The sequence below is a fragment of the Paenibacillus agaridevorans genome (assembly GCF_018604145.1).
Classification (GTDB): domain Bacteria; phylum Bacillota; class Bacilli; order Paenibacillales; family Paenibacillaceae; genus Pristimantibacillus; species Pristimantibacillus agaridevorans.
Genome location: NZ_CP075889.1, coordinates 8,062,429 through 8,086,796, shown reverse-complemented (window position 1 = coordinate 8,086,796; position 24,368 = coordinate 8,062,429). Strand labels below are relative to the sequence as shown.

The following is a 24,368-nucleotide window of genomic DNA, read 5'->3' as shown; positions in this document are numbered from 1 at the left end:
ACGCTCCTTCCTCCCATCGCCTACCCCGCTTACCTTGCCTACCTTGCCTACCTCGCCTACCTCGTCGCCCCGTCATACGCCTTCTGCATAATTTCCACGTACCGTTCCGCATTCAGCTCCCGCAGTCCGTTTACATAACCGTCCCAATCCTCGTCCAATTGTTTGTTGCCGGTAATGAACTGCAGCGAGTTTTCTTCCACATAGTTGCGAATGTTCATCTGCAGGAAATTAATTTCTTCGGCGACCTCCGGCTGAATCCACAGCGACTCCGCCGCCAGCACCTGCTCCGGCGCGTGTCCGTCGTACAGCTTCGTCGCCTCCATGAGCCTGCGCTCGTAGCCGTCCGGCGCGTAGATATCCGCGCCCTGCACCCAGCTGTCGCGATATTCCCTGGGCATGTAGAAGTGGCCCATTCCGCTCCAGCCGGAATTGTTGCTTTTCTTTCCGCTATCCACCGGTATCCGCGCGAATTGCGGCTTCAGCTCCGGATTTAGCGCCTGCTCTCCCGGCTCCGGCCGTCTCCAGTCGACGCCTTCTTTGCCCGTCTCGGCGAAGGCCTGCCCTTCCGGCGTATACATATAATCCACCATACGAATGAGGGCGATCCGCGCTTCCTCGCTTGCCTTGTTCGTAATGACGAACTTGGCGCCCGGCGAGACGCCGATATTGACATGGGTGGCAAACGACGCATGCGGCCCCGCCAGCGGAGGCAGCGGATTATAGTCCTTCCCGCGCGTATTGCCCGGACCCGTATTGACGAAGATATCGGGATGCATCGCCGTACCCGCGCCCAGAATCGTCGCGCCCGCGTTTTCTCCGATTTGCTTGTAGGCGACGGCGTTTTGCGTAAAAGCTCCGGGATCGATCAGCCCTTCGTCGTAAAGCGACTTGATGTAGGCCAAACCCTCCCGCCATTCCGGTTTATCCGCCGCCATGCTCACCCGGCCGTTCCGAAGCTGAAGATAGGTGCTGTCGTCGTCGTAGATAAATCCGTTCATCAAAAACGGCATGATTCGCACCCCGAAGTCTTCAGTGGAGCCGCTTAGCGGAATTTCATCCGCCTTTCCGTTCCCGTTGGGATCCATCGTTTTAAATGCCCGCAGCACGTCTCTGAATTGCTCCGTCGTCCACGGCATATCCAGATCGAGGGCATCCAGCCAGGACGTGTTGATCCACATTTTGTTCGGAAAGGAGCAATGGTAACATTCGCTGTATGCGACCAAACCGTAGATGTTGCCGTCAGGAGCCGTATTGAAAGCGCGCAGCGTCTCGTTCTCCTCCATGGCGGCCTTTATATTCGGCGCGTATTCGTCAATAAGATCGTTAAGCGGAAGGAATACGCCCTGTTGCCCATAACGGAGCACATCCGCCTGAGAGAACTGATCCACATACGTTGTCAAAATGTAGGCGTCGGGATAATCGCCGCCGGCAAGCGAGATTTGACGTTTCTCCTTGGCGCCCGCCGATGCGACGGCATTCCATTCGAACTTGACGTTGAACCTGGACTCCAGCTCTCTCGTGAAGTCGTTCGTCTCCAGATCGCCCGACGGCTCCTGCTGGGCGAATACGCGAATCGGAACGGGAGCCGCGTCTTCCGCTCCGTCGACGACGGCTTCCGGCTCCGACGTGCACGCGCCAAGAACCAGCGCGAGCGCCAGAAGCGCCATCGCGGAAGCAAGCTTTATTCGAATACTGCTGCGGGCTGCTCTCACGCCACTCTCCCCCTAACCGTCCAATGCGGATTGTCTGAACACGCTCGGCGACACGCCCGTCACGCGCTTGAACGCCCTGCGGAACGAATGCGAGCTGTTGTAGCCTACCTTCGCGGCGATCTCGTCGACGGTCAATGCCTCGTGCTTCAGTAATATCGATGCATGCTCCATTCTAACGTTCTCCAGATAATCCGACAAATTGACGCCGGTCACTTCCTTGAATAGCTGCGAAATATATTTCTCCGGCCGTTCCACTTGCTCTGCAACCCGGTATAACGTCAGCGCGGAATCGCCGTAGACCGATTGGACATACGCCTTAATCGCTTCGATCGTACGCATATGGCTGTCGTTTTTCCGGCTGCGCACCACTTCGCACAGCGTCTCCATGACGCCGTCCAGTTCTTTTTGTATAACCTCCAGCGGCTCGGAAGGCTGAATGGCAATAATCCGGTTTTTCGTCTCCTCGAACGATTCGGCCTCCATAAATACCTTCTGGTCGAGCAGCTTCAGGAACGTGCCTTTCATCTCTCCTGCCAGCTGCCCCTTCATCTCGTAAGAAAGCTCCCGCTGCTCCGTATTCTGGGACACGATAGAAGCCAGGATGCGCCTGGCCTCATCCAACTCTCCGGCGCGCACCGTGCCGATCAGGCGAAGCTCCAGCTCCAGCGGGTAATGGTAGGTCGCGCTCTCATGCCGCGTATCTTCAAACCAGGTCAACTCCTTGCGGTTCTGGTGAACGGCCACATCCAGCGTTCCCTTGGCTTGCTCGTAGGATTGGCTCACCTCCGTAATCGTCTGGAACAGCCCGCCCAGCACGACCGTAACGGAGATGCGGAACTCCTCGAACGCGCGACGGGACACGCTCTCCAGCGTCTTCGCCACCTCCTCCTTGCCGAGGCCCGACGCTCCCTCCAGATCCGGAAACGCGAACAGGAAGACGATTTTATCGGAGCCCGTGTCCGTCATGCGGACGGAGCTGCCGGAGTCGATAAGCGCCTGCTTCAGGATCAACCTGGCGGCGTTAAGCTCGTTCAGCACCTCGACGTTGTCGAGCAGCGGGTAGCCATTAACCTGCAGAATGCCGACATATCCGACGTCGCCGTTTAACCCCGCGTTCGACTGGACGGCCGCGGCGATAATCTCGTCGCGCGTCTGGAATTCGCCCGCAAGCAGCCGCTTGAAGAACGCATCGCGCACGAGCGGCGCCTGGCGGACGACCTCCGACTCCAGCCGCTTGTGCTGCGTCAGCATTTGGGCGATATTGCCGTGCAGAAAGTCGAACTCGTTGCGATGGGCCCCCTCCTCCTGCCCCGGTCCGAACTGCTCCTTCATCACGCCGATAATGCGAATGATGGGCGCGCTGTTCCGGTACGACAGCAGCAGACCGACGATGAGACCGACGAACAAGGCGATGCCCGTCACCGTCCAGGAGATGAATTTAATTTGGTTGGCGCTTTCCATCAGCGCAGCCTTCGGAATACCCGCGCGGTATACCCAGCCCGTCGTATCCGACTTGATCGTAATGACGAGGTCTTCTTCATAAAATTGGCTCAGCTTCCCGCCATCGAAGTCCCTGTCCATGGCGAGCGCAGTTACCTCCTCCTCGTCCGCCCCGCGCAGTCCCACCGTGTGCCCGTTTCCGTCAGCGATATGGATCCAGCCCCCGTAACGATCCGTGAGGCCGGACAGCGGGTCGGTGATCATCTTCTGATCGATCAGGACGACGGCAACCGCCGGCGAAGCCCCGTTGAAGCTGTCCAGAGGAAGCGACTGCATATACGTTACAACCGAAGTTTCGGTCTTGTTCTCCATAAAAGGCCTGAGCGCCATAATTTCGCTGCGGTGGGTGGTCTCCAGCACGCCGCTTTTCCACTCCTCGTACGGCATGCCGGGGTAATGGTAGCTCTCATAATAATGCTCCGGACGGAAGTAAGCCGAGCCCGGCGTCAGCACGACGTCGTAATTGCTTAAGTACACGTAGAATTGCTTCAAAAAGTCGTTCGTCTGTCCGAACGTCAGGACATCCTTCATCATCTTCCAGATGCCGTATACGTTGGCTTGGCTGCCCGTTCCGTTCTCGTTCATCAGAATTCCGAGATCCTGGTTGATGGCAAGCTGCCGCGTGAATCCCTCAACTTCGGCCATTCGGCGCTCCAGCAACTCCTTGCTTTTTTGCAGCTGCGTCACGCCGTTCTCGATGGAGACGGATTCCGTGACGTTAATGGCCGTCTGATACGACATATATCCCGCGATGCTGGGTATGATCAGGATGATGAGATAGGATACAAGGAACCTCCTGAATACTCTGGAATACCTTGGCAAGACGACTCCCCCTCCCGATGACCATGTTACTTGAGAGCGCTATCATAACCGATTGGCGGATTTCCCGCAAGCCTCCGGCCGGCTTCTCCCATTATTTCTTATCCCGCTCCAGCAGGCAAAAGAAAAGCAACTGTCGTGTCGGCAACAGTTGCTTTCCCACGCTGACGTTTCTTCTAACGAAGACCGTCTTACCCTACATCCGCCGCAACATTGTTGCTTGAAGCTCGCCGTCCAGCTTATACGCGCGATCCGCCTCTACTTCCAGCGTCGACGTCCGTCCGCCCGAGCAGACAACCAGCGTGCCGCTTGCGCCCGGCCGGATTGTTGCCTCCGCCAAACGTCCTTCCTCCCAGCGCATGTTAACGATCGTATTCCCTCTGGCGCGAAGTCCTTCCGCCTTGCCCGATGGCCAATTGGCTGGCAGCGCCGGCAGCAGCTCGATGGCGCCGGCATGGCTTTGAAGCAGCATCTCGCCGATCGCCGACGTGCCGCCGAAATTGCCGTCGGCCACAAATATAGGGGTCTCCGCCCCCGCGATTCCGGGCTTGGAATACGTAAGCAGATTATCGAAGCACAGCTGGCCGATCAGGTACGTCAGCTGCTTATGCGCGTTATCGCCATCGCCGAGCCTTGCGAAGCTGGCCGCGAACTGGGCGAGCGTAAACTCCACGTCCTCGAGCCCTTCGCGTCCCATTCGGCGTTGCAGCGTCGTCCTTGCCGCTTCGCTCAGCCCCGGCGTCCCTTGCGGCGTAATTTGCGCCCCCGGGTACAATCCGTACAAATGCGACAGATGGCGATGATCCGGCTGCGCTTCGCCGAAGTCCTCCAGCCACTCCCGCAACTGCCCATTGCTGCCAACCTGCAACGGAGGGAGCTGCTCCATAGCCGACTTCATTCTCGCTCGCAGTACCTCGTCAACCGCAAGCGTCGCGGATGCATCCGCGCAAAAGTCGAACAAATCCCGAACCAGCATCATATCCATTGTTGCCCCCATGGACAGCGCGTATTCCGGACCTTCCGTCCGCCCATTTGGATAGAAGCTGTTCTCCGGCGAATTGGACGGCCCTGTGACAAGCCAGCCATGCTCCGGGTGCACGACCATATAGTCCAGGAAAAACAGCGCCGCCTCCTTTAAAACCGGGTACGCCGTCTCTTTTAGAAATACCCGGTCGAGTCCGAACTCGTAATGCTCCTTTAGCTGCATCGCAATCCACAGGCCGCCCGTGACATTCATGCCCCAGTTCAATCCCCAGCCCGGCGAAGAGAAACCCCATGCATTCGTGAACACATGCGCGACCCAGCCCTCGCTGCCATAGAAGGTTCGCGCCGACGAACGTCCCGCCTCGGCCAGCTTCGCCACGAACCTCGTCAACGGCACTTGGCATTCCGCCAGATTCGCCGCTTCCGTCGGATAATAATTCATCTCCGTATTTACGTCGAGATGATAGTCGCAGCTCCACGCCATCCGATTCGCCTCGCCGTCATTCCATAACCCCTGCAGGTTCAGCGGCAGCGGCGAATTTTCGCGTGACCCCGCGATGGTCAAGTACCGTCCATACTGATAAAACAGAGCATACAAAGCTGGGTCGTCTCCCTCCCCGCTCCGAAGCAAGCGAAGCCGCTCGTCAGTCGGCAGCTCGGATCGGCCGCTATCGCCTTCTCCGAGGTCCAGGCTTACCCGCGCGAACAACTCGCCGTGATCCGCAATATGCTCCGCTCTCAGCGTCTCATAGCTTTGACCTGCTGCAAGCTCTATCGCTTGCACGCTTTCGGCTTCCCAATCGGAATCCGTCTTTCCGTAGTCGGTCGAAACAGCCACATAAATAATGGCCTCGTCGGCGCCCTCGATGCGAAGCCCGTTACCCTCGCAGGCAATCGCGCCTCCCTTCGCCGCCACATGCACGATGCCGCTGGCGAAGACGCCGCAGGTTCCGTCGCTATGAATATCCTCCGTCGCCTGGCTACGGAAGCGGATATATCCGGCGGCATCGGCGCCGGTCGAGAACAAAGGCGTCCGCCCGCTCAAGGCAAGCCGGAACGACAACCCGCCCGTCTCCCCCGTCGTGAGGCGCGTGACAAGAACATCGGCGGCATGCGTGGCGAAAGCCTCACGTCTACAGGGCGATCCGTTCCGGCTGTAGGCATGGGAGACAATGGCCTTCTCCAAGTCCAGCTCCCTGGAGAAACCATCCGCCACTCCCCCCTCATCGAACAGAATTTCCAAATCCGCCAGCGTCAAATGCGTCCCGAAGTTTCCTTTCGGCGGCTCCAGCGTCGCTCTTGCCAGACGTTCGCCGGCCTCGTAGTCTCCCGCGAAAAACCGTTCGCGCATTTCGGCCAGAGCCGCCTTTCCCCCTGTCGCGCTCTGCGGCTCCTCGGCACGGCCCGACCAGTATGTGGCCTCCGTCAGGCTCCAGATTTCCTTACCCGCACCGCCTTGAATGACGGCTCCCAATCTTCCGTTCCCTATCGGCAATCCCTGCTGCCAACCGGCGGCAGGACTCGTATATTGCAGCTTCATGTCTCCCATATCGCACCGTCCTGTCTACACTCTATGTTAGCGCTTTCCACAAGGGAAATGGTACCGAGAATGACTCCTTCGCGTAAAGGTACAATTCCGGTTCCAATGGTACGATTCTCCACCTGTCCGCCTGAAATCCCTTGCGGGGCGCGGCATCCAGCCTTCACATCCCACAATGTAGCCCTGGCGGAAATTTCTATTCGCTTATCTATTGTCCATGATTAATCCCTCCTCATCATGCACATGGTAACAAGGAAGCTCCGTAGATGCCAGCCCTACTGTAAATATCGATCCAATTTAGAGTGAATGTTAAAAAACGACAGGATGCCGCCCCTTCCGTAAAGGGCGACATCCTGTCGTTTTGGTGCTATAGCGGGAGATCCCCCTACTTCACAATGCTTGCCAGAATATGGTCGATCATCTGCTTGTTCGCGATCGGCCCCGTGTACAACCAGCTCGTGTCGGCTCCGAATTCGTGAATGTTGCCGTTTTTCACGGCCGGAATACCCTGCCATACCGGATCCTTCAGCGCCTCGGCGCCGTCGCCGTCGCTATTAATAAGGAAGATATGGTCCGCGTCGAGCTGCGCCAGCTTCTCTAGCGAAATCGAGTTCCAACTGAACTCCGATGCGTCGGCAATCTCTTTTACCGTGGCCGGCACTTCCAAGCCAAGCTCCCCATACAGAACGGCTCCGCTGGACTGCGTGTCGCTCACCACGAAGAAGTTGTTCCCTGTCAGCCACAACGCTGCCGCGGATTGGCCTGCCGCCTTGCTCTGAATTGATGCTTTGGCCTCCGCCGCCTTCGTCTCATAATCGGCAAGCACTTGCTTCGCCTGCTCCGTCTTGCCCAACACTTCGCCGACTTTCAGCAGTGCTTGGCGCCAGTCGCCATTTACTTCGTCGCCCAGCGTGAAGGTTGGGGCAATCTGCGAGTATTGTTCGTATTTGCCGCCTTCCACCGTGCTTGCCATCCCCGTAATGATCAGATCCGGATCGAACGACAACACGGCTTCGTAAGGGAGATCGAACGGTATAGCAGGAATGTCGGCCAGATACTCTTGCAAGTAAGCTTGCGTTCCTCTTGTCACTGACCACTGCGCTACGGGCTTCACGTCCAACGCGACAAGGTAGTCTTCCAGGTAAGAGGCGATGACGCGTTTAGGCTCGGCAGGAATAGTTACCTCATGACCTAATCCGTCCGTCAGCTTGAACTCTGTCGGTTGATCCGAAGCCGTTGGCGCATTTGTTGCTGTATTTGTTGCGGTCGGCTCTGCGCCGGTATCCGCCCCGTTATCGTTATTCGCCGAGCCGCATGCCGCCAGCAGCAAGGAGAGCAATAGAATCCCGGCTAGTGCACTTGTTGATCGTTTTGTTTTTCTAACGTTCATGTTGCAATTTCCCCTTCGTTAAACATGTCTCGGTATGTATTCGTCTCCTATCCGAGCTCTTTAATGATAACAATTATCATTATCGTTGTCAAACGTTCTCTTAATATTTATACAAACCTTCTTTAGAGCAAGGCTGCGGACGCAAAAACAGCCTGCCCGTTATACGAGCAAGCCGTTACTGCCTTTGTTTCGGTGATCATCTAGCTAGCATGTTGGCCGACCAGCGCCCAGTCAGCCGCCGTGTAATTGCCCATATGCCACAACGATACGCCCTTCAGCCCGTAATACTTGGCGAGCCATATCTTTTTGGCGATGCTTTGCGCATCCTCGTAATAGACCAAATGACTGCCCCGCTCGTCCGTAAATTCCGCTTGCTTTAGCAAGTGCGGCGTAGACCAAGTCGTCTTCACGCCAGGCATGGCTAGCCGTTTTTCGACATCCGCGATCCTCGGCTTGTACACGGGGCCGGTAATCCCATTTGGCGCCGTAATCCACTGATTGGCCTGTTTGGACACGCCCAGCACCAGCTTTTCCTTCGGTATTGCCTTCAGCGCCGTCACGACCGTATCATTGACCAGCGGAAGCGGCGCCGATGGCAGCTTGCTCTCGGCATGTGTGAAATCGTACGCCATCAGCACCACCGTATCCGCCAGCTTGCCGATCGCCCCCAGATCGTAACCGCTATAATAATGAATCGGCGGAACTGCGACCGACAAGGTTAACGTGCCTAATTGCTCCTTCAATTCCTTCAAGAATGACGTAAAATCCGTGGCGCTTCCCGCTTCCCTCAACCCTTCGAAGTCAATTTGAACGCCGGTGAAGGTGTAGGCCGGATTACTTAAGGTCGCTAACAAGGAATCGATAAACGCTTCTCTCGCCGGTTTGTCCCTAAGGAAGTCCTTGAGATCCGAGCCTGCGTAGAACACCATTAATTCCTTCGACGCTCCCGCTTTATCAGCCGCCTCCACTACTTCTCCGAAGCCGTTCGGCACTTTATAATCCCCCGAACCGGTGTTCAGCTTGGCCACGCCAGCCCCGTCATACTGCAAGCTGGACCAGCCCAAAATGACGTTCGACAGCTTGTCCATATGTCCGATGGCCGGATAAGATTCTATCGCATAATAGCCTGTAAAATCGATTTTCCGCCCTGCGATCCGGCTGTCCAGCAATCGATAAATGACCGCCGCGGCCTGCTTGCGAATGAGCGGCTCCTTCGGCTTAAAACCGGTAGAGTCCCCTTCCATAATTCCCAGACGCGACGCGTAATAGACATAGGGCTGCATATCGGCATCAATGGACGCAAAGTCCTTGAATGCACGGCTATCCCGTTCCTTCATCCATTCCGACGACAGCCATGCCTCTCTTTGCTCAACAGAAAGCTTCTCCAACTGCGACACGCCGATCAGCATCGCGACCTCTTGTCTCGTAATGGTTTGGGACGGAAGAAATCGTCCCTCGGAATCTAGCACGCTCTCAAGCCAGGCTCTATCGAATGCGGCGGCAATATAAGACGCGGACCAACGGTCCTTGGCCACATCCGCGGGTATACTCCCGATTGGCTGTCCGCTTTCGACTTGCTCAGCTACAACGAGCAGCTTCACAAATGCCTCCCTCGACAAATCCATTCTTGGCCTGTATGTCAAATCCTCGTAACCGTTAATGACGCCCATAGCAGCCAACGTATAGATCGGATCCAAGGCGTAGTCGTTCTCTTCGTCTTTAAACGGCTTCAGTTGGACATCGTAGGCCATTGCGGGGCTAGCGAATAACATCATCGCTATCATCGTTAACAACAGCGTTAATCTCAATTTCATTTCCAGTATCTCCTCCCCGGCGGCTTCATAGAGAAGCCACCAAGAGGTTAGACGCTGATTGGAGGCGGATAGTTGCTCTTATACATGGTATCGCACCCCCTATGATTTCTGTATGCTTGCCGGCACCCAACACTTAAACGTGCTGCCCTTGCCCGGTTCGCTGGTTACCGTAACGTGTCCGCCCATCATGGCAAGGTAGCGATGGCTGATGGCGAGGCCGAGCCCCGTGCCGCCGTACTTGCGGGTCGTCGAGGCGTCGGCTTGCGTAAATGGCTGGAACAGCTTCTTCTGCTGCTCCTCGCTCATGCCGATCCCGGAATCGGCGATGATAAAGGCAAATCCCGCCTGTCCGCCTGACGTCTCCGAACAACCCTCGAATCTTACGTTGCCCTTACGCGTGAACTTGCCTGCGTTGCTGAGCAGATTAAGCAAAATTTGACGCAGCTTCGTAATGTCCGTCTCGAATTCGCCACTCGCGGCGACCGTCTCAAGCACATTGCCGTTGTTCTCGATAAGCGGCCGGATCGTCGCCGCCACTTCCTGCATCAGATCCCCGATCTCTACCTTCTCGTAATACATCTCGACCTTGCCCGCTTCAATCTTGGAAATATCCAAAATATCATTAATCAGCATCAGCAGATGGGTGCCTGCTTTCCGAATCTTGTCGAGATCGTCAACGAACGTTTCCGCTCCCATCTCGTCTGCTTCTTCCATCAGCATCTCGCTATAACCAATAATAGCGTTTAACGGCGTCCGCAGCTCATGGCTCATATTGGCCAGAAATTGGCTTTTGATCTGATTGGCTTGGATCGCTTCGTCCCGTGCATGCGACAGCTCCATCGTCCGCTCCTTGACCAAGCTCTCCAGATGGTCGTTAAGCTCGCGCAGCTCCTCATTCATCTTGAGGATCTCCGCGGACTTGTCCTCGATCTCCGAATCCTTATAGGTGAACTTGTTGGAGATGAAGATCCCGATTAATGAAAGCCCCAGCGTAAACAACGTGCCGCCCGCAATGAAATAAGCCAGCCACTTCTGATCGAGAACTAGGCCGGAGCTCTCGCGCCCGCTCATCCCGTCCAGCGGGAACGACGCAGCGATCATGCCCACATAATGCATGCCGGCGACCGCCGCTCCCATGATCATGCCGCTGCCGACTTTTTTGAACCAATACTCGCGACTCTGCGTCCCTTCCCTCCGAAAATAAAACGAAAGCCACAGCGCCGTAATCGCCGCGATCAGCGCGATCAACACCGACAATCCGACGTACAACGGCTCGTACACAATATCAATCAGCATGGCTTCCATGCCGATATAATGCATGGCGACGATGCCCGCCGCCAGCAGCACGCCGCCCGACACGATACGCTTGATCCCGGGCTGTGTCCGTCCCACGATATGCAGAGCAACAAACGATGCCGCGATTGCGACGATGACCGACAACGCTACGGTAGGCATATGGTAGGCGATCGGAACCGGCAGCGAGAACGCCAGCATGCCGACAAAGTGCATGGACCAGATCCCGCTACCCATCGCACACGCGCCGAACGACAGCCACAGCCATCTTCGCGGTCCGAACGTTGTACTGATCCTATTGACCAAATCCAGCACGGTATAGGAAGCCGCGATCGCTACTATATAGGAGAACAACACAAGCAGCATGTCGTAAGTGCCGTGGTTATGGTGTTGCATCGAGTTCCCTCTTCCCGTTCCTAGTATCCCTGGCAGATAAATCCTTACTCTCATTCGACACAGAGCGAATTATTTCCTCCTAAAGTTCCACAGGTCATCCTCTATATTGCGTGTCAAGACTTTTAACCTATGTCGAAAGCACAAGAATCTGGTCGTAAAATATCGAATTTACATTTATAATAGTGAGAGAATGGCAAGATTAGGATGGACGGACGGGAATCCTCTCCATTCCCCTATTACATAAGCAAATGAGGCCTACCATGGACGAGTGGAAGCAAAATGCCAAATTCCTGATCGTAGACGATCAGGAATTCAATATCAGCCTGCTGCACCGCATTCTGACTCGTGCGGGATATACAAATCTCGTGACAACTACCAATCCGCTGCAACTGGAGGCCTTGTATCGGGAGCACCGCCCTGACATCGTGCTGCTCGATCTCCATATGCCGGAGATGGACGGTTTTACCGCTATTCGATGTCTGCGTAACTGGAACGAAGGCGAATATTTGCCTATTCTGGTATTGACAGCCGACGTGACGCCCGAGGCGAAGAAACGGGCGTTGCATGAGGGCGCGAACGACTTCATCGCCAAGCCGTTCGATCGGACGGAAGTCGTGCTGCGCATTCAGAACTTCCTGGCCACACGATTCTATCATCTGAAGCTGCAAGAGCGAAACCAGGATTTGGAGCAACGCGTACGTGAGCGAACACGAGAGCTCGAGCTCGCTCAGGCGGAAATTCTCGACGTGCTTGGCCGCACGGCGGAGTACCGCGACGATGAGACGGGCCAGCATACGAAACGGGTCGGAGACTTGTCCGCTCGTATCGCTCTGGGGCTGGGACTTTCTCCCGATGAAGCTGCACTGATCGGCAGGGCCGCGCCGCTCCATGACATTGGCAAGATCGGCATTCCGGATGGTATTCTGCTAAAACCCGGCCGCTTCACTTCCGAGGAGTTCGCCAGGATGAAGGAGCATGCCGATATTGGATCCAGCATCCTGCAAGGGAGCGTCTTCCCCGTTCTTCAGGCAGCCGGCACGATCGCATTAACGCACCATGAAAAGTGGAACGGAAGCGGCTATCCAAACGGATTAAGCGGCGAGGACATTCCGCTCTACGGGCGAATCGTGGCAATCGCCGACTTCTACGACGCCCTCACGCATGAGCGACCGTACAAACGGGCATGGACAAAAGAGGAAGCCATCTCGGAAATTATAGCGCAGTCCGGGCAGCATTTTGATCCGCGCGTGGTTGAAGTATTCCTTGACATCATCGGAAGCGAAGCGCCGTTTAATATTGCCAGGAGGGATTAGGTGGATGAAAGAACGGAACGGGGTTAGCGATAATAGGAATGAGATAGATGTACTCCGCAGAGAGCTGGAGCTCGAGCGGCAAGCCCGGCTGGAAGCCGAGCGGATCTCGGAGGAGAAGTCGCACGCGATCCATGATCTCAACCAGGAGCTTCATCAATTAAACGAACAGCTGGAAGTGCTCGTTCAAGAACGGACGATGGAGCTGTCCCAAGCGCGCGATGCAGCCGTTGAAGCGAACAAGATCAAAAGCCAGTTCCTCGCCAATATGAGCCACGAGCTTCGCACGCCGCTTAACGCCATCATCGGCTACAGCGAGATGCTGGGGGAAGAAGCCGAAGAAATGGGAGAAGCCGCCTTCTCGGACGATCTGCACAAAATACATAAAGCGGGGCAGCATTTGCTCACGCTGATTAATAGCATATTGGACCTATCCAAGATTGAGGCCGGCAAAGTAGAGCTTTATCTCGAAACCGTCGACCTTCATTCTCTCATCGCCGAACTGGTTGCGACCGTGGATCCTCTGATGGCGGCCAACCGCAACCATTTGCTGCTGGAGGGGCTGGACGATTGTCCGGATTCGATCCGCTCGGACGCGACCAAGCTTAAGCAAATTTTGCTCAACCTGCTCAGCAACGCTGCCAAATTCACATCGGACGGCACGGTTACCTTATCCCTCGCCAGCGAGCAGGAGCTTGACGTGCCTGGTATAGCCTTCCGCGTCCAAGACAACGGAATTGGCATGACTCCGGAGCAAGCGGAAAGCGTATTCCTTGCGTTTAAGCAGGCCGATGCCTCCACGACCCGCAAATTCGGCGGAACGGGGCTGGGACTTGCCATCAGCCAAAATTTGTGCACCATGCTGGGGGGCAAAATCTCCGTCGAAAGCGAGCTCGGAGAGGGTTCGACGTTTAAGGTCTGGCTGCCTCTGCAAAGTAATGGCGAGTCAATGCCAGGTGTGTCTTTGGCGTCGGATATTTCCATGCTGACTATACCCCAACCGGAGGTTCCGGCTGGATATGCCAGCGAGACTAGCGATGAGGGCTCCGGCTTAACGAATCTCATCGCTGCCAATGGAGTCGGCACCGTCCTCGTCATCGACGACGATCCCGCAATGCTCGGATTAATGCAGCGTTATCTCGGTCAGGAAGAATGGACCGTTACGCTTGCTCAATCCGGCCGGGAAGGCTTGCGTCTGGCTAAGCAACTGAAGCCTGATGTCATTTCGCTGGATGTGCTTATGCCTGGCGTCGATGGCTGGAACGTGCTCACCATGCTCAAAAACGATCCTGAACTGGCGCATATTCCTGTCGTCATGATTTCAATGATGGACGAGCAGCGACTTGCATACGCCATGGGTGCCGCGGAATACGTAACGAAGCCCGTACAGAGGGATCGGCTCATCGGTATTATCGAAAAGTATGTGCAGGAACGGCAGTCCCATTCCGTGCTGGTCATAGAAGACGATGCGATCACCTCCGACATGATGACAAAGATGTTAAGCAAGGAAGGCTATAACGTGATCCAGGCCGATAACGGCCATCATGCGCTTAGCCTGCTGGAGCAGGATGCGCCGCATCTCATTCTGCTTGATCTCATGATGCCCGAAATGGACGGGTTCGAATTTTTGACGGTGCTGCGGCAGCACGACGCATGGCGGGACATCCCGGTCGTGGTCGTTACGGCCAAGTCGATTACAGATGAGGATCGCGAGCGGCTTAGCGGCTATGCCAAAAACATACTCAGCAAGAGTCAATTGGAGCGCGAAGCGCTGTTGACCGAAATTCGAAGACTCATTGAGCTATCCGGCAGGTCTGTAAAGGGGGTTGAGGAGGATGGCTAGAATTCTCCTTGTGGAGGACAACGAGATGAACCGGGATATGCTGTCGCGCCGGCTCATCCGCAAAGGTTTTACCGTGGACATGGCTGTGGACGGCCGGCAAGGTGTCGAGCTTGCTTCGGCGATCCAGCCGGACCTCATCCTGATGGACCTCAGCCTGCCGGTCATGGACGGCTGGGATGCCACTCGCGCGCTCAAGGCAGATCCCGGCACAAGGAACATCCCCGTCATCGCGCTCACGGCCCATGCCATGACGAGCGACCGTACCCGAGCTTTCGAGGCAGGCTGCGACGACTTTGATACCAAGCCGGTGGAGTGGATGCGGCTGCTTGGCAAGATCGAGGCGCTGCTTTCTTCTTCGCGGGCTTAGTCGTTCGCGTGCTTCAGGGCCCATGCACCGCAATTAAGAAAAACCGTCAGGATAGATCATCCTGACGGTCCTTTTTGTGCGCTAGCGCCAGAAAGAAGCAACGGCGCCACCCCTGTCTGTTCGGTCTCTCGAATAAGAGGAAAAACTCCCTCTGATCCCCTCATCTCTGCCCTTGCTTGCTCTTTAGAGGGAAATCCTACCTCTAATTCTGGCTGAAACACTGTTTTCGGCTCGAACCACCCCGATTAAAGGGAGGTTTTCCTTCTAAGCGGAGCCGATATTCCGATTTCCCCAGAATACAGGGAGATTTTCCCTCTCTTTTCCTTGCGATATACGGTCGGCCTCTTGGAGATTGGAGATGAGCGAGATTAAGCTTTGCAAGGCAAAGCCCTATGGCGGCAAACGTGAACAAAGCGGGCTTATTGACCAAACTAAACAGGTGTGCGGAACTGAGCGACGTTATTTGCGCCAAATCAACGGTTTCGGGTACCCTTACGGAACTGAGCGTGCTTATTCCAACCGAATCGCGCTCCATCCCCCTTATCATCAACCAATAAAGTCTCTGAGTTCCGTAAGCCCTGCCTTTCCCCCTCCATACGATGAAATAAGGGCTCTGAGTTCCGTCCCTCGCTATCGCACACGTACGCACGCCGTAGCGACAACGACTGAACTCGCGCTCCACCTTCGAGGATGAGCGAACCGCGTGTAGATGAAGTTTTTATCACCAAAAGAATTTCAGATTTCCGACAAGCTCGGAAACTTATAAATTCTATTGTGGTAAATAAAACCGCCGGACGAATCGTCCTGGCGGTTTTATTTGCTGTGGCGTTCGCGTACTATGACAGCGAAGCGCGTTTATACGCTACGAATTACACGGTTGTGTCAATTTGATAATACTGCAGGGTGTACAGCGCTTCCGGCAGGGTGCTGTAGGAGTTTGTGCGTAGATACCCCCACATTCCCTCGCCGGATTGAAGTATTGCTGCCGGCGGGATGCCTATAAATGCCAGTACATGCTCGAATTTTTGTTGAACCTGTTTATACTGGTGAGCTTCTAAAGCTGGGTCCAGAGCTTGATTGAGACTTTCTAACATCTCAGCCAGCATGTCCTTGTAAGCCGTGATCGAGGAGTCGAATCCGCCATACGCCTCACCGAATGTTAATAGATTTAATACTTTTCCGCCGTTGTCAAACAAACGAATACGGCCTGCATTGCTGTATAAGCTCATATTTTCAATGACAGCCCCCTCGGAAAGGTGAATATCCCGATAAGAAGGCGGCATCTCCTCGTTGTGGTTCCATTCAGTCTCATTGTACAAATCAACGGCTCTGGATTCTCCAACCAATTCCAACACACCCGGTCCATTCACGTATACCCTGGTGTTCTCTCCCGCCGGCAAAGTCTGCAGCCTCAGTCTTGCTGCATTCGAGTCGCGAACATGGATTTCAACCCTAACAGTCAGATCGTTGATGATCAGTCCTCCGCTAGCGACGGAGCTCACATCTCGAACGATGATCCATGGAGTCCCTTCTTGTTGCCCACCTTCAAAGCCCATGCCGTCGCCCAACACTAACGAGCCATTGGGGATATCGACAATCAGTTCTCTGGTAATGACGACATTTTGTAAAGTGTATGTTCCGCTGCCGCTTCCCCGAATCGTCAAGTATTCTACTGTTGCCGTCTGTTCAGGATCGGTTGGACCTAACATTTTGTTCTCATTGCCGTACACGAATTGCGTTACATACCAATTATCGTTCCACTCCGCCTGGACAGGCTCTTCGATCGTAAAGGACAGATCCGCTACGTCTTCGTATAATCCAACGGCCCCGCTCTCCCAATCTTCCCCATACTGAAAGCCCCCATGGACGGTTGCGCTAGCCTCTCCCGGATGGAAGGCGGTCATGTCCCAATCGAGCATTTCTCCACACTCGTAAGGCATTTCGATGATGCAATCAAGTCGCTGATTGATCGGATAATAACGCTCGATGACTTCATCTCCGATCGTCTGACGGATCGTAACGCCGCTAGCCTGATAGAACCAATCCGGCCAATCGAACGGTTCGTAACCTTCCGACCACTCTCCTTCTCCTTCACCGCCTTGTACTGGAGCAGGAATAAAGCCGCTGTATACAAAACGCAATGGCTGCCCATAAGGCGTATCCTCAATCGCGAGATGCGCCTCCTCCTCGAAGTCGGGCGAAATATTTTGCAGCTCGTTCCAGTCCCTCAGCCAGTCTCTGATATCGAGCAGAGAGCTAATGTAGCTGCTTTCACTATAGAATTGTCCCTCCAGGAACAGCAAGTACAAATACGACAGACGGTGGTCCAGCTCGAATCCCGCCGCTTCAAGCGCCTGCTTGAATTCGGACAAATCGTCGCCTTCATCAGGTCTGAAGTTATTGCCTGAGTTAATAATATCTAGCTTAATCTGTTCAATTTGCTCCTGTGCAGCCAGGACCGAATCGGTTGCTCCCACCTGCTGGCCAAATCCGATGTCTAGCAATATGCCCTGCAGGTCCAGTTCGACCCCCGGGGCGTTAATATAAAGCCGTGCCATCACTTTGGCATCAGGGGCAATACGCAGCGAAGCAGCCTCAGCGTTCGCCGTAACAATTACATCTTCTTGGTACACGCCGCTCAACAGCACTTCGCCGCCGCCGGATATCTGCAAGCTGCCGGCGCTCGCCGCCTCTTCCAGACGAATAGCAGCCCCATCGGAATCTCGCAATTCAATCATGCCGTCATGTTGCGCGGAGCTGGCAAAGCCAGTGCCCGCCGCTCCCGGCGAATCTTCGCCCGGCTCCGTCACTACAACCAATGGCCTAACCCCGCCGCCTGTCGCAAAATTCCCCGAAATGCCGTCAATGTACGTATTTCCCGTTACCGTGACCGAATCCTCCAGCACGACGCTGCCAGCTGGCAAATCAATAATCAGGTCACCCGCAACGGACAGATTACGCAACGTATAGGTCCCGCTGCCGTCTCCGGCAAACCTCAGATTTCCCGGCACCTTTAGCAGCAATTCGGATTCGGACGAAGGACCGAACTCCCGATCCTCCGTGCCCATTACCGCTTGCGTAACCAATTCCATGTCGGTCAGATCTGTCTCGCCGTTCAGCCAATCCGCAGGCGACAGCACAAACGAATGGATGACATCGTCGAATCGTCCGTTTGCTGTCAGCCTCAAGGTGTAGCTACCTGCGCCTGCTTCCTCAAAGAGGGAGCCGTCCAGCTCAAGACGACCTGCGTTGAGCGTCGCCAGACCAAAGTCTTGTCCTTCTACCGCATTTACGGCAACCGTGCGCAGCGGATCGCCTTCTGTCGATGATTCATGGTAAATACGAACCTCGTAAACTCGCTCAGCCCATTCCTGATAGTCCAGGTTTTCTCCGTCAAAAGTGAAGGCAAGGATCGGCATACCGGCAGAAAGCTCGCCTTCCGTCTCCAGTGCCAGGCCCGGTTCTTTCAGCTCCAGCACCTCGGCAATCGCTGCCGACGCCAGCTCCCAGGTAGCGAAACCGGCGCCGCCCTGATTATTGCGCCTTACGAGCAGTTGCTTTGCATGCCATAAATACGCGCCCGTATATTCACCTTCTTGCAGGAATGCAAGGACAGCCTCGGCATCCGCTGCATGGTTCAGACGGCTGAGCTTTGCATTGTCCAGAATGCCCGGAGCTAACTCAACCCCGGAACCCGGCACGATATGGCCGACTTTGTTTGATATATCGTTAAGCGAAAATTCGTTTGCGTTAATGGCCAACGTTCCGGTAAAGAGGGCGGTGGAATCTACCGTCATCGTCACATTCGGCACATTGATGTGCACCGTGCCTGTAAACTGTCCTTTCAGGACAATCGATGTGGCGTTCCCCTCAATAATTACTTCTCCGTTGTAGCTGCCTTCGAGCACGATCGTTCCGGAGCCCGTAATGCGAACCATGCCGCTGCTGGCATTCCCCTGCAGAATGACGCGAGCGCCATTATTACTGTCCTGCACCTCGATGGCGCCACCATGAGACGCGGAACTGTCGAATGTGTTCGACGCCACATCCACAATCGTCGTTGTGCCCACTACCGAGACCGAATCCAGCAGCACGACGCTGCCGTTCGGAACCGTGACGGACAAGTTGCCCTCAATCCTCATATTGCGAAGCGTATAGACGCCGGTCGCCGTGTCGTCGCCGACAATCGTCAGATTGCCTTCAACCGTTACTAAACCTTCAACAGGTCCGTAAACGGCGTCCGCACTCCCGCTAACCGCTTGCTCCAGCGGACCCGGTATCTCTCCCGGCTGATTAAGCGCCGGAGGCGTAGGGGTCGGCGCTGGCGTGCTCGGAGTTCCGGCATTGGTCGGCGCCGGCGTTGGCGTAGGTACGCCAGCCGCTTCCTCCAGCTTTTTCTTCGCCTCCAAGAAAGCCTTGAGCTTTTCTTCCTCCAGCTTCTTGAGATACTCTTCCTCCGCTTTCCTCTTCTGCTCCTCCAGTATCTTTTGATTGGCCTCCTGCTTTTGGCGCGCCTGCTCCGCCAGCTTGGCCAGCAGCTCCTGCTGCTTCTTCTGCTGCTCCGCCAAAGCCTGTTCCTGCTGCTGCTTTAACCGATCCCGCTGCTGCTTCAATTGCTCGGCCAGACGCTGCTGTTCTTTCTCCTTGTCCGTCAGCACGGGCTCCTTTGCATTGTCGAGATCGATTTTTTTGTCGAGGCTGCGATTGGCTTCCTCCACCAGCTTCCGAATGGCGTCCGCATCGACCTTATTCTGCTTGATCGCTTCTTTAACCGCGTTCGCCACAAAATGTTCGAGATTTTGGCGGAAGCGTTCCAGATCTTCAATCGACTTGATATTTAAGCCGCCCGGATCAAGACTGTTGTTGGGGCCAAGTCCTTGGCGCAATCGCTCCAGAAGCTCTTCATTCTCCTTGTCGATCGCCGCCTTGTTTTTGATAATCGCCTCAATGACGCCGGGTCCGGCACCCTGCACAAACTGCTCCAGATTGACGAATACAACCTCATCCTTCTCGGACTGCTTCTTCTCGTCGAAATACGTATTCAACATCTGGCTCGGATAGATGGTAGACGGCATATCGTCCTTCTTGCCGTTGTTTTTCGAGAATACCTGTCCGACCCCCGAGGCGATCATGAACATCGATTCTCCGGTTAGCGGATCGACCGTCACAAACAGGTTGGTGCCGCGCACGCCCATGACCGCCGTCGGCGTCTCGACCTCGAATTCATCCTCGGTAGAGACAAGCGTGCTTGCCTTCACCCACATACTGCCCGTCCACAGCGTAAAATTGGATTTTTTCTTGCCGCTCGCATCGCGCAGCTCGGATATGTACAGCGAAGAGCCGCCGCCTAACGTCGCTTCGTCCGAGCGATCCTGCACCCTGATCGTCACGCTAGATTTATCGCCCGTTTTCAGATGATCTCCGGCATTAAGCGGCATATCCTTGTACGCCTTAAAATATTTTTTGCCCCCTGCTTTCTTGACCTCGACGGTGCCCGAAACGGACACGATGCTCGCAATGCGAACAGAAGCCGCCGCGGCGCGCTCGCCTATCGGGGCCAGCGCCACGCTCGCCAGCAAGGTAAGAAACAGGACGACTGCAACAAAGGAGACGCCCCTTCCAAAGGAATTCCTTACGCCGGCATGGACTGATCGTTCGCTTAAACGCATAACCTACAGCTCCTCTCCATCTGTTATCGGACTGCGAATGATGACCGTACGCGACGCGGCATGCCATTGCACGTCCAATTCTATCAATTCGCTAATATAGCGGACCGGAATATAAGAGACGCCGTTCTGGACGAACGGAGCGGCATCCAGCTTGACCGTCTCCGCTTCTCCGCCATTCCTGCGAACCGCGGCTTCCTTGCTGTCCAGCTTGAGCGTGATCTCCAGTTGCGCCTTCCGCAGCAGCACCTCGCGGGTATCCGGCTTATAGTCGACCTCGTAGCCAAGCGATTCGGTGACCGCCCGTACCGGGGCGAATGTTCTGCCGGCCAACAGTTTGGAAGGCGTCTTGAGCTCCTCCGCTGCCGCGCCGGTCACGATCCGTACCGACGTATCGCCCTCCCGCCGCTCCGGCAGACGGAGAAGCGATATGGAACGAATGCGGTTATTGTAGCTGTCCGCCGCCAGCAGCTCGCCGCTCGAGGCAATCGCCACCGCGGAAGGCGCCTGCAAAGCATGGCTGCTCTCGATGCCGTCCAGCCAGCCTCGCTCCGAGTCGCCCGCTCCCGCGATCGTGGATACTTTGCCTTCATATAAATAACGTATTGCGTGATTCAACGAATCGGCGATGAGCAGCCCGCCCTCCGGCGTAACCGCAAGACCTCGCGGAAAGCTAAAGCGCGCATTGGCCGCCGCTCCGTCCGCATACCCTGCGGTCGCATAGATACTTCCCGCCTCGAAATCCGGCGTGCCGTCCGGTTTGCCTCCGGCCACCGTGGACACTGTGTTGCTCGAGAAATCGATATAACGGATCAATTGATTGCCGGTATCGCTGACATACAGATTGCCTTTGGCATCCAGCGCCAAGCCGGAAGGCTCGTTAAACAGTGCCTGCGCCAGCTTGCCGTCGCGATAGCCGCCGCTCTCAACCAGGAGCCCCGGAATAATCTCGCGTCCCGTTGTCGGCGACTCGTTTAACGTCGTTACATTTCCGTCCGGCGCGATGCGGCGAATGAGATGATTAAGCGAATCCGCGACGTATACGTTGCCGCGATCGTCAACGGCCACCGCCTGCGGGTAGTGGAACCCCGCGTCCTTGCCGCGGCCGTCCGCATCGCCGATCACGCCGTTGCCCGCCAGCGTAGTGAGCCGTCCTCCGGGCGAAAGCTTGCGGATCGCATGATTGCCGGCGTCGGCAATATACAGATTGCCCGCGGCATCCGCCGCCAGCCCGACCGGCTCGTTAAGAGCCGATTCTCCGGGGAGCCCATCGTTATATCCCCCGATTGGCCGATACAGCTCGTTCGTCAGAAATTTCAGTCCGGCTGCGGTGCTGATCTTGCCGCCCGCCAGCTTTCTTATCTGATGGTTGTCCGTGTCGGCTATGTATACCGTCCCGTCCGGCAGCACGGCCACGCCTTGCGGGGCACGCAAAGAAGCGATATCCGCAGCGGCGTCCCCGTCGCCCGGTTCTCCCGAGCCTGCCAACGTGCCGACCTGAAGCAACAGCTGCCCTTCCTCGCCTCGCACTCCGTCCTTAATGCCGAACGGCTGCTGTCCCGCCGCAGACGCAGCAGCAGGAGCCATCGACAGCCCCCAGGCCAGCGCGACCCCAAGCAACGCCGTTCCCCACTTTCGCGACATACGGCTAATGTTCTCTGCCCTATCTCTCATATGCATTTCTCACAACCTCCAGACTCTTATCTACTATCCTTATTGAAATCTATCGCGAAATAAACAGGATGACATCTATCTAATTGTACAACAAATTTCGACGTTATTTTCGAAAAATATCTTTAAGCATTCCCGAATTATACCACCAACGCGCTAACCCTGACTGTAACCCCGATTACAATATTGAAGCCAAATCCAACTCGCAATAAAACGTTATTTAGAAGTTCAAAAAATTATTGGGCAGACTTCAAATCTACCACCTCATAAAGCTTGACGGGCACGCTTTTGCCTTTCATCATCCGCTCGCCGATGCAGTTGTACACGAAGCTCCTCTTCGTTCGCTCATACGTCTCCTCCGATACCAGAATCTGATTGGGCTGCGTATTGGACTCGATTCGCGCGGCGATGTTGACGTTGTCGCCAATCGCCGTATAATCAACCCGCAGGAAGGAGCCGATATTGCCGACTACGACCATCCCGGTATTGACGCCGATGCCGACGCTCACCGTGATGCCGTGCTTCTCCTCGATCGTGCGCCGCACTTCCTTCATCGACTCCTGGATGTCCCATGCCGTCCGCACGGCGCGATACTCATGATCCGGCACATCAAGCGGAGCATTAAAAATAACCATCGCGGCGTCGCCGATAAACTTGTCGATCGTCCCCTTGTTGTCGAGCGCCTTGCGCGTAATCATATCGAACATCGTGTTCAGAAAGTCGAGCACCTGCTCCGGCGGCAGCTTCTCCGACAATGTCGTAAATCCGCGAATGTCGAGGAACAGAATCGAAAGCTCCTTGTTAATGCCGCCCAGCTTGATCTCCTGGTCGCTGCGGGCGATTTCGCGGACCAGATCCGGCGACAGGTAACGTCCGAATTGCTTCGTAATAAAGTTTTTTTGCTTGTTCTCGAGAAACGACTTCAGAGTAATATTGACCAGATAACTTAGCAGCAGCACGACCAACGGCTCCACGGCGTTAAAGTGCCAATCCAGCCATTGGAAGGAGGCGTATTGCGCGGCCAGCAGAGCTAGCGCAGTTCCAGCGGCCAACAGGCTTCCCGTCATCGTGCGGAAACGCCAAGCCACCAGAGGCATGAGCGCAAACATCAGGAGCGAGATCAGCGTAATCCAAAGGCCGTGCAATTCCCGGATCGTCTCGCCTTGAAGCAGCTGGTGCAAAATATTGCCGTGCACGTACACCAGCTTCATCTCGCTCTCCACCGTTGTCGCGCCCGTATCGTAGCCGACCGCCGTAAAGCCGACAAGCACCAGCATGTCGTCGAAATTTTCCGCAGGGAAGTTGCCATTATACACATCGACAAACGGCACCGTCCAGAAATCCCCGGACACCATGTTGTAATCGATCAAAATTTCATCTCTCGCATTCATAGCAAGGAAAGGCTCGACATCCGTTCCCGCCATACGGGCCATCTGCAGCGCCAGCGACGGCATTGGCCCGCCGTCCGGCTGTCCGAGCTGCAGCAGCGTGCGGCGTATAACGCCATCCTTGTCCAGCCGCGCGTTAATATGCGCCCGATCCGTATGCTCGGCGAACATCGGAATGGGATGCACCCATTCCTCGGGCTGCAGCAGCGACTTGTCGGACGCCCCCTCCAGCGAACGCGAGAATTCGCTCTCCGTATTGGCGTAGGATGGCAAAATAATGCCGTCATGCCGCTCCAGAGCCTCGGCGAACGCCGCATCCGCCTCCGGCACGCTCTCCGATGTAAACAAAATATCGAAGCCCACAGCGGCAGGTTCCGTCTCGGGCGTATACATATGATCGAGCAGCGTTGCATATTTATCTCTCGTCCACGTATTAAAGGCGCCCAGCTCCTGCAGCGTATATTCGTCTATGGCGACGACGATAATACGCTCGTCGGGCATCTGCGACTTCGACTGCGACATATTGTAGCCGAATAATGCCCGGTCGAGGGGCAGCAGAAGCTCCATAAGCATCAGCAGGCACATGACGAGCAGCACCCCCGCATTGCCGATCAGCGCCAGCTTGCGCGCCGTTTTTTTCATAGAAACGCACTCTCCCTGCCATTGTTAATAGTC

General features: G+C 55.6%; 12 protein-coding genes. 3 read left to right on the top strand and 9 right to left on the bottom strand.

The window, feature by feature from the left end; translation table 11 throughout:
• Positions 1 to 56: 56 nt before the first annotated feature.
• The 6 genes from KJW29_RS32320 to KJW29_RS32295 all read right to left on the bottom strand — a co-directional run bounded on the left by KJW29_RS32320 (position 57) and on the right by KJW29_RS32295 (position 11,448).
• The gene (locus tag KJW29_RS32320) at positions 57 to 1,667 is read right to left on the bottom strand and encodes an extracellular solute-binding protein (protein WP_214631414.1); all 1,611 of its coding nucleotides are present in this window, start codon (positions 1,665 to 1,667) and stop codon (positions 57 to 59) included.
• Positions 1,668 to 1,724: 57 nt separating this feature from the next.
• Positions 1,725 to 4,034: a helix-turn-helix domain-containing protein gene (locus KJW29_RS32315; RefSeq protein ID WP_214627688.1), complete on the bottom strand. Its 2,310-nt coding sequence runs from the start codon at positions 4,032 to 4,034 to the stop codon at positions 1,725 to 1,727.
• A gap of 193 nt (positions 4,035 to 4,227) precedes the next feature.
• The gene (locus tag KJW29_RS32310; RefSeq protein ID WP_214627687.1) at positions 4,228 to 6,564 is read right to left on the bottom strand and encodes a glycoside hydrolase family 95 protein; all 2,337 of its coding nucleotides are present in this window, start codon (positions 6,562 to 6,564) and stop codon (positions 4,228 to 4,230) included.
• A gap of 376 nt (positions 6,565 to 6,940) precedes the next feature.
• Positions 6,941 to 7,945, bottom strand: a complete 1,005-nt coding sequence (locus KJW29_RS32305) for an ABC transporter substrate-binding protein (protein ID WP_214627686.1) — start codon at positions 7,943 to 7,945, stop codon at positions 6,941 to 6,943.
• 200 nt (positions 7,946 to 8,145) lie between these two features.
• Positions 8,146 to 9,759: a glycosyl hydrolase family 18 protein gene (locus tag KJW29_RS32300; protein WP_214627685.1), complete on the bottom strand. Its 1,614-nt coding sequence runs from the start codon at positions 9,757 to 9,759 to the stop codon at positions 8,146 to 8,148.
• Between the two features lie 99 nt (positions 9,760 to 9,858).
• The gene (locus KJW29_RS32295; RefSeq protein WP_214627684.1) at positions 9,859 to 11,448 is read right to left on the bottom strand and encodes a sensor histidine kinase; all 1,590 of its coding nucleotides are present in this window, start codon (positions 11,446 to 11,448) and stop codon (positions 9,859 to 9,861) included.
• Positions 11,449 to 11,708: 260 nt separating this feature from the next.
• Here KJW29_RS32295 and KJW29_RS32290 point away from each other — a divergent pair, with 260 nt between their 5' ends.
• From KJW29_RS32290 to KJW29_RS32280, 3 genes are read left to right on the top strand one after another with little or no spacing between them, the layout of a single operon-like run.
• On the top strand, positions 11,709 to 12,761 hold the full coding sequence (locus tag KJW29_RS32290; protein ID WP_214627683.1) for an HD domain-containing phosphohydrolase: 1,053 nt from the start codon (positions 11,709 to 11,711) through the stop codon (positions 12,759 to 12,761).
• A gap of 4 nt (positions 12,762 to 12,765) precedes the next feature.
• Positions 12,766 to 14,601 (top strand): hybrid sensor histidine kinase/response regulator, encoded by a 1,836-nt coding sequence (locus KJW29_RS32285; RefSeq protein ID WP_214627682.1) that lies wholly within the window; start codon positions 12,766 to 12,768, stop codon positions 14,599 to 14,601.
• Positions 14,594 to 14,968: a response regulator gene (locus KJW29_RS32280; RefSeq protein ID WP_214627681.1), complete on the top strand. Its 375-nt coding sequence runs from the start codon at positions 14,594 to 14,596 to the stop codon at positions 14,966 to 14,968. Before KJW29_RS32285 ends, KJW29_RS32280 begins: the two co-directional genes overlap by 8 nt.
• Positions 14,969 to 15,837: 869 nt before the next feature.
• Here KJW29_RS32280 and KJW29_RS32275 read toward each other — a convergent pair.
• From KJW29_RS32275 to KJW29_RS32265, 3 genes are all read right to left on the bottom strand, one after another.
• Positions 15,838 to 20,637 carry a FecR domain-containing protein gene (locus KJW29_RS32275; RefSeq protein ID WP_214627680.1) on the bottom strand — a complete coding sequence of 1,600 codons (4,800 nt, stop codon included), beginning with the start codon at positions 20,635 to 20,637 and terminating at the stop codon, positions 15,838 to 15,840.
• A gap of 3 nt (positions 20,638 to 20,640) precedes the next feature.
• Positions 20,641 to 22,314 carry a stalk domain-containing protein gene (locus tag KJW29_RS32270; RefSeq protein ID WP_214627679.1) on the bottom strand — a complete coding sequence of 558 codons (1,674 nt, stop codon included), beginning with the start codon at positions 22,312 to 22,314 and terminating at the stop codon, positions 20,641 to 20,643.
• A 227-nt stretch (positions 22,315 to 22,541) separates the two neighbouring features.
• On the bottom strand, positions 22,542 to 24,335 hold the full coding sequence (locus KJW29_RS32265) for an adenylate/guanylate cyclase domain-containing protein (RefSeq protein ID WP_214627678.1): 1,794 nt from the start codon (positions 24,333 to 24,335) through the stop codon (positions 22,542 to 22,544).
• Between the last annotated feature and the right edge of the window lie 33 nt (positions 24,336 to 24,368).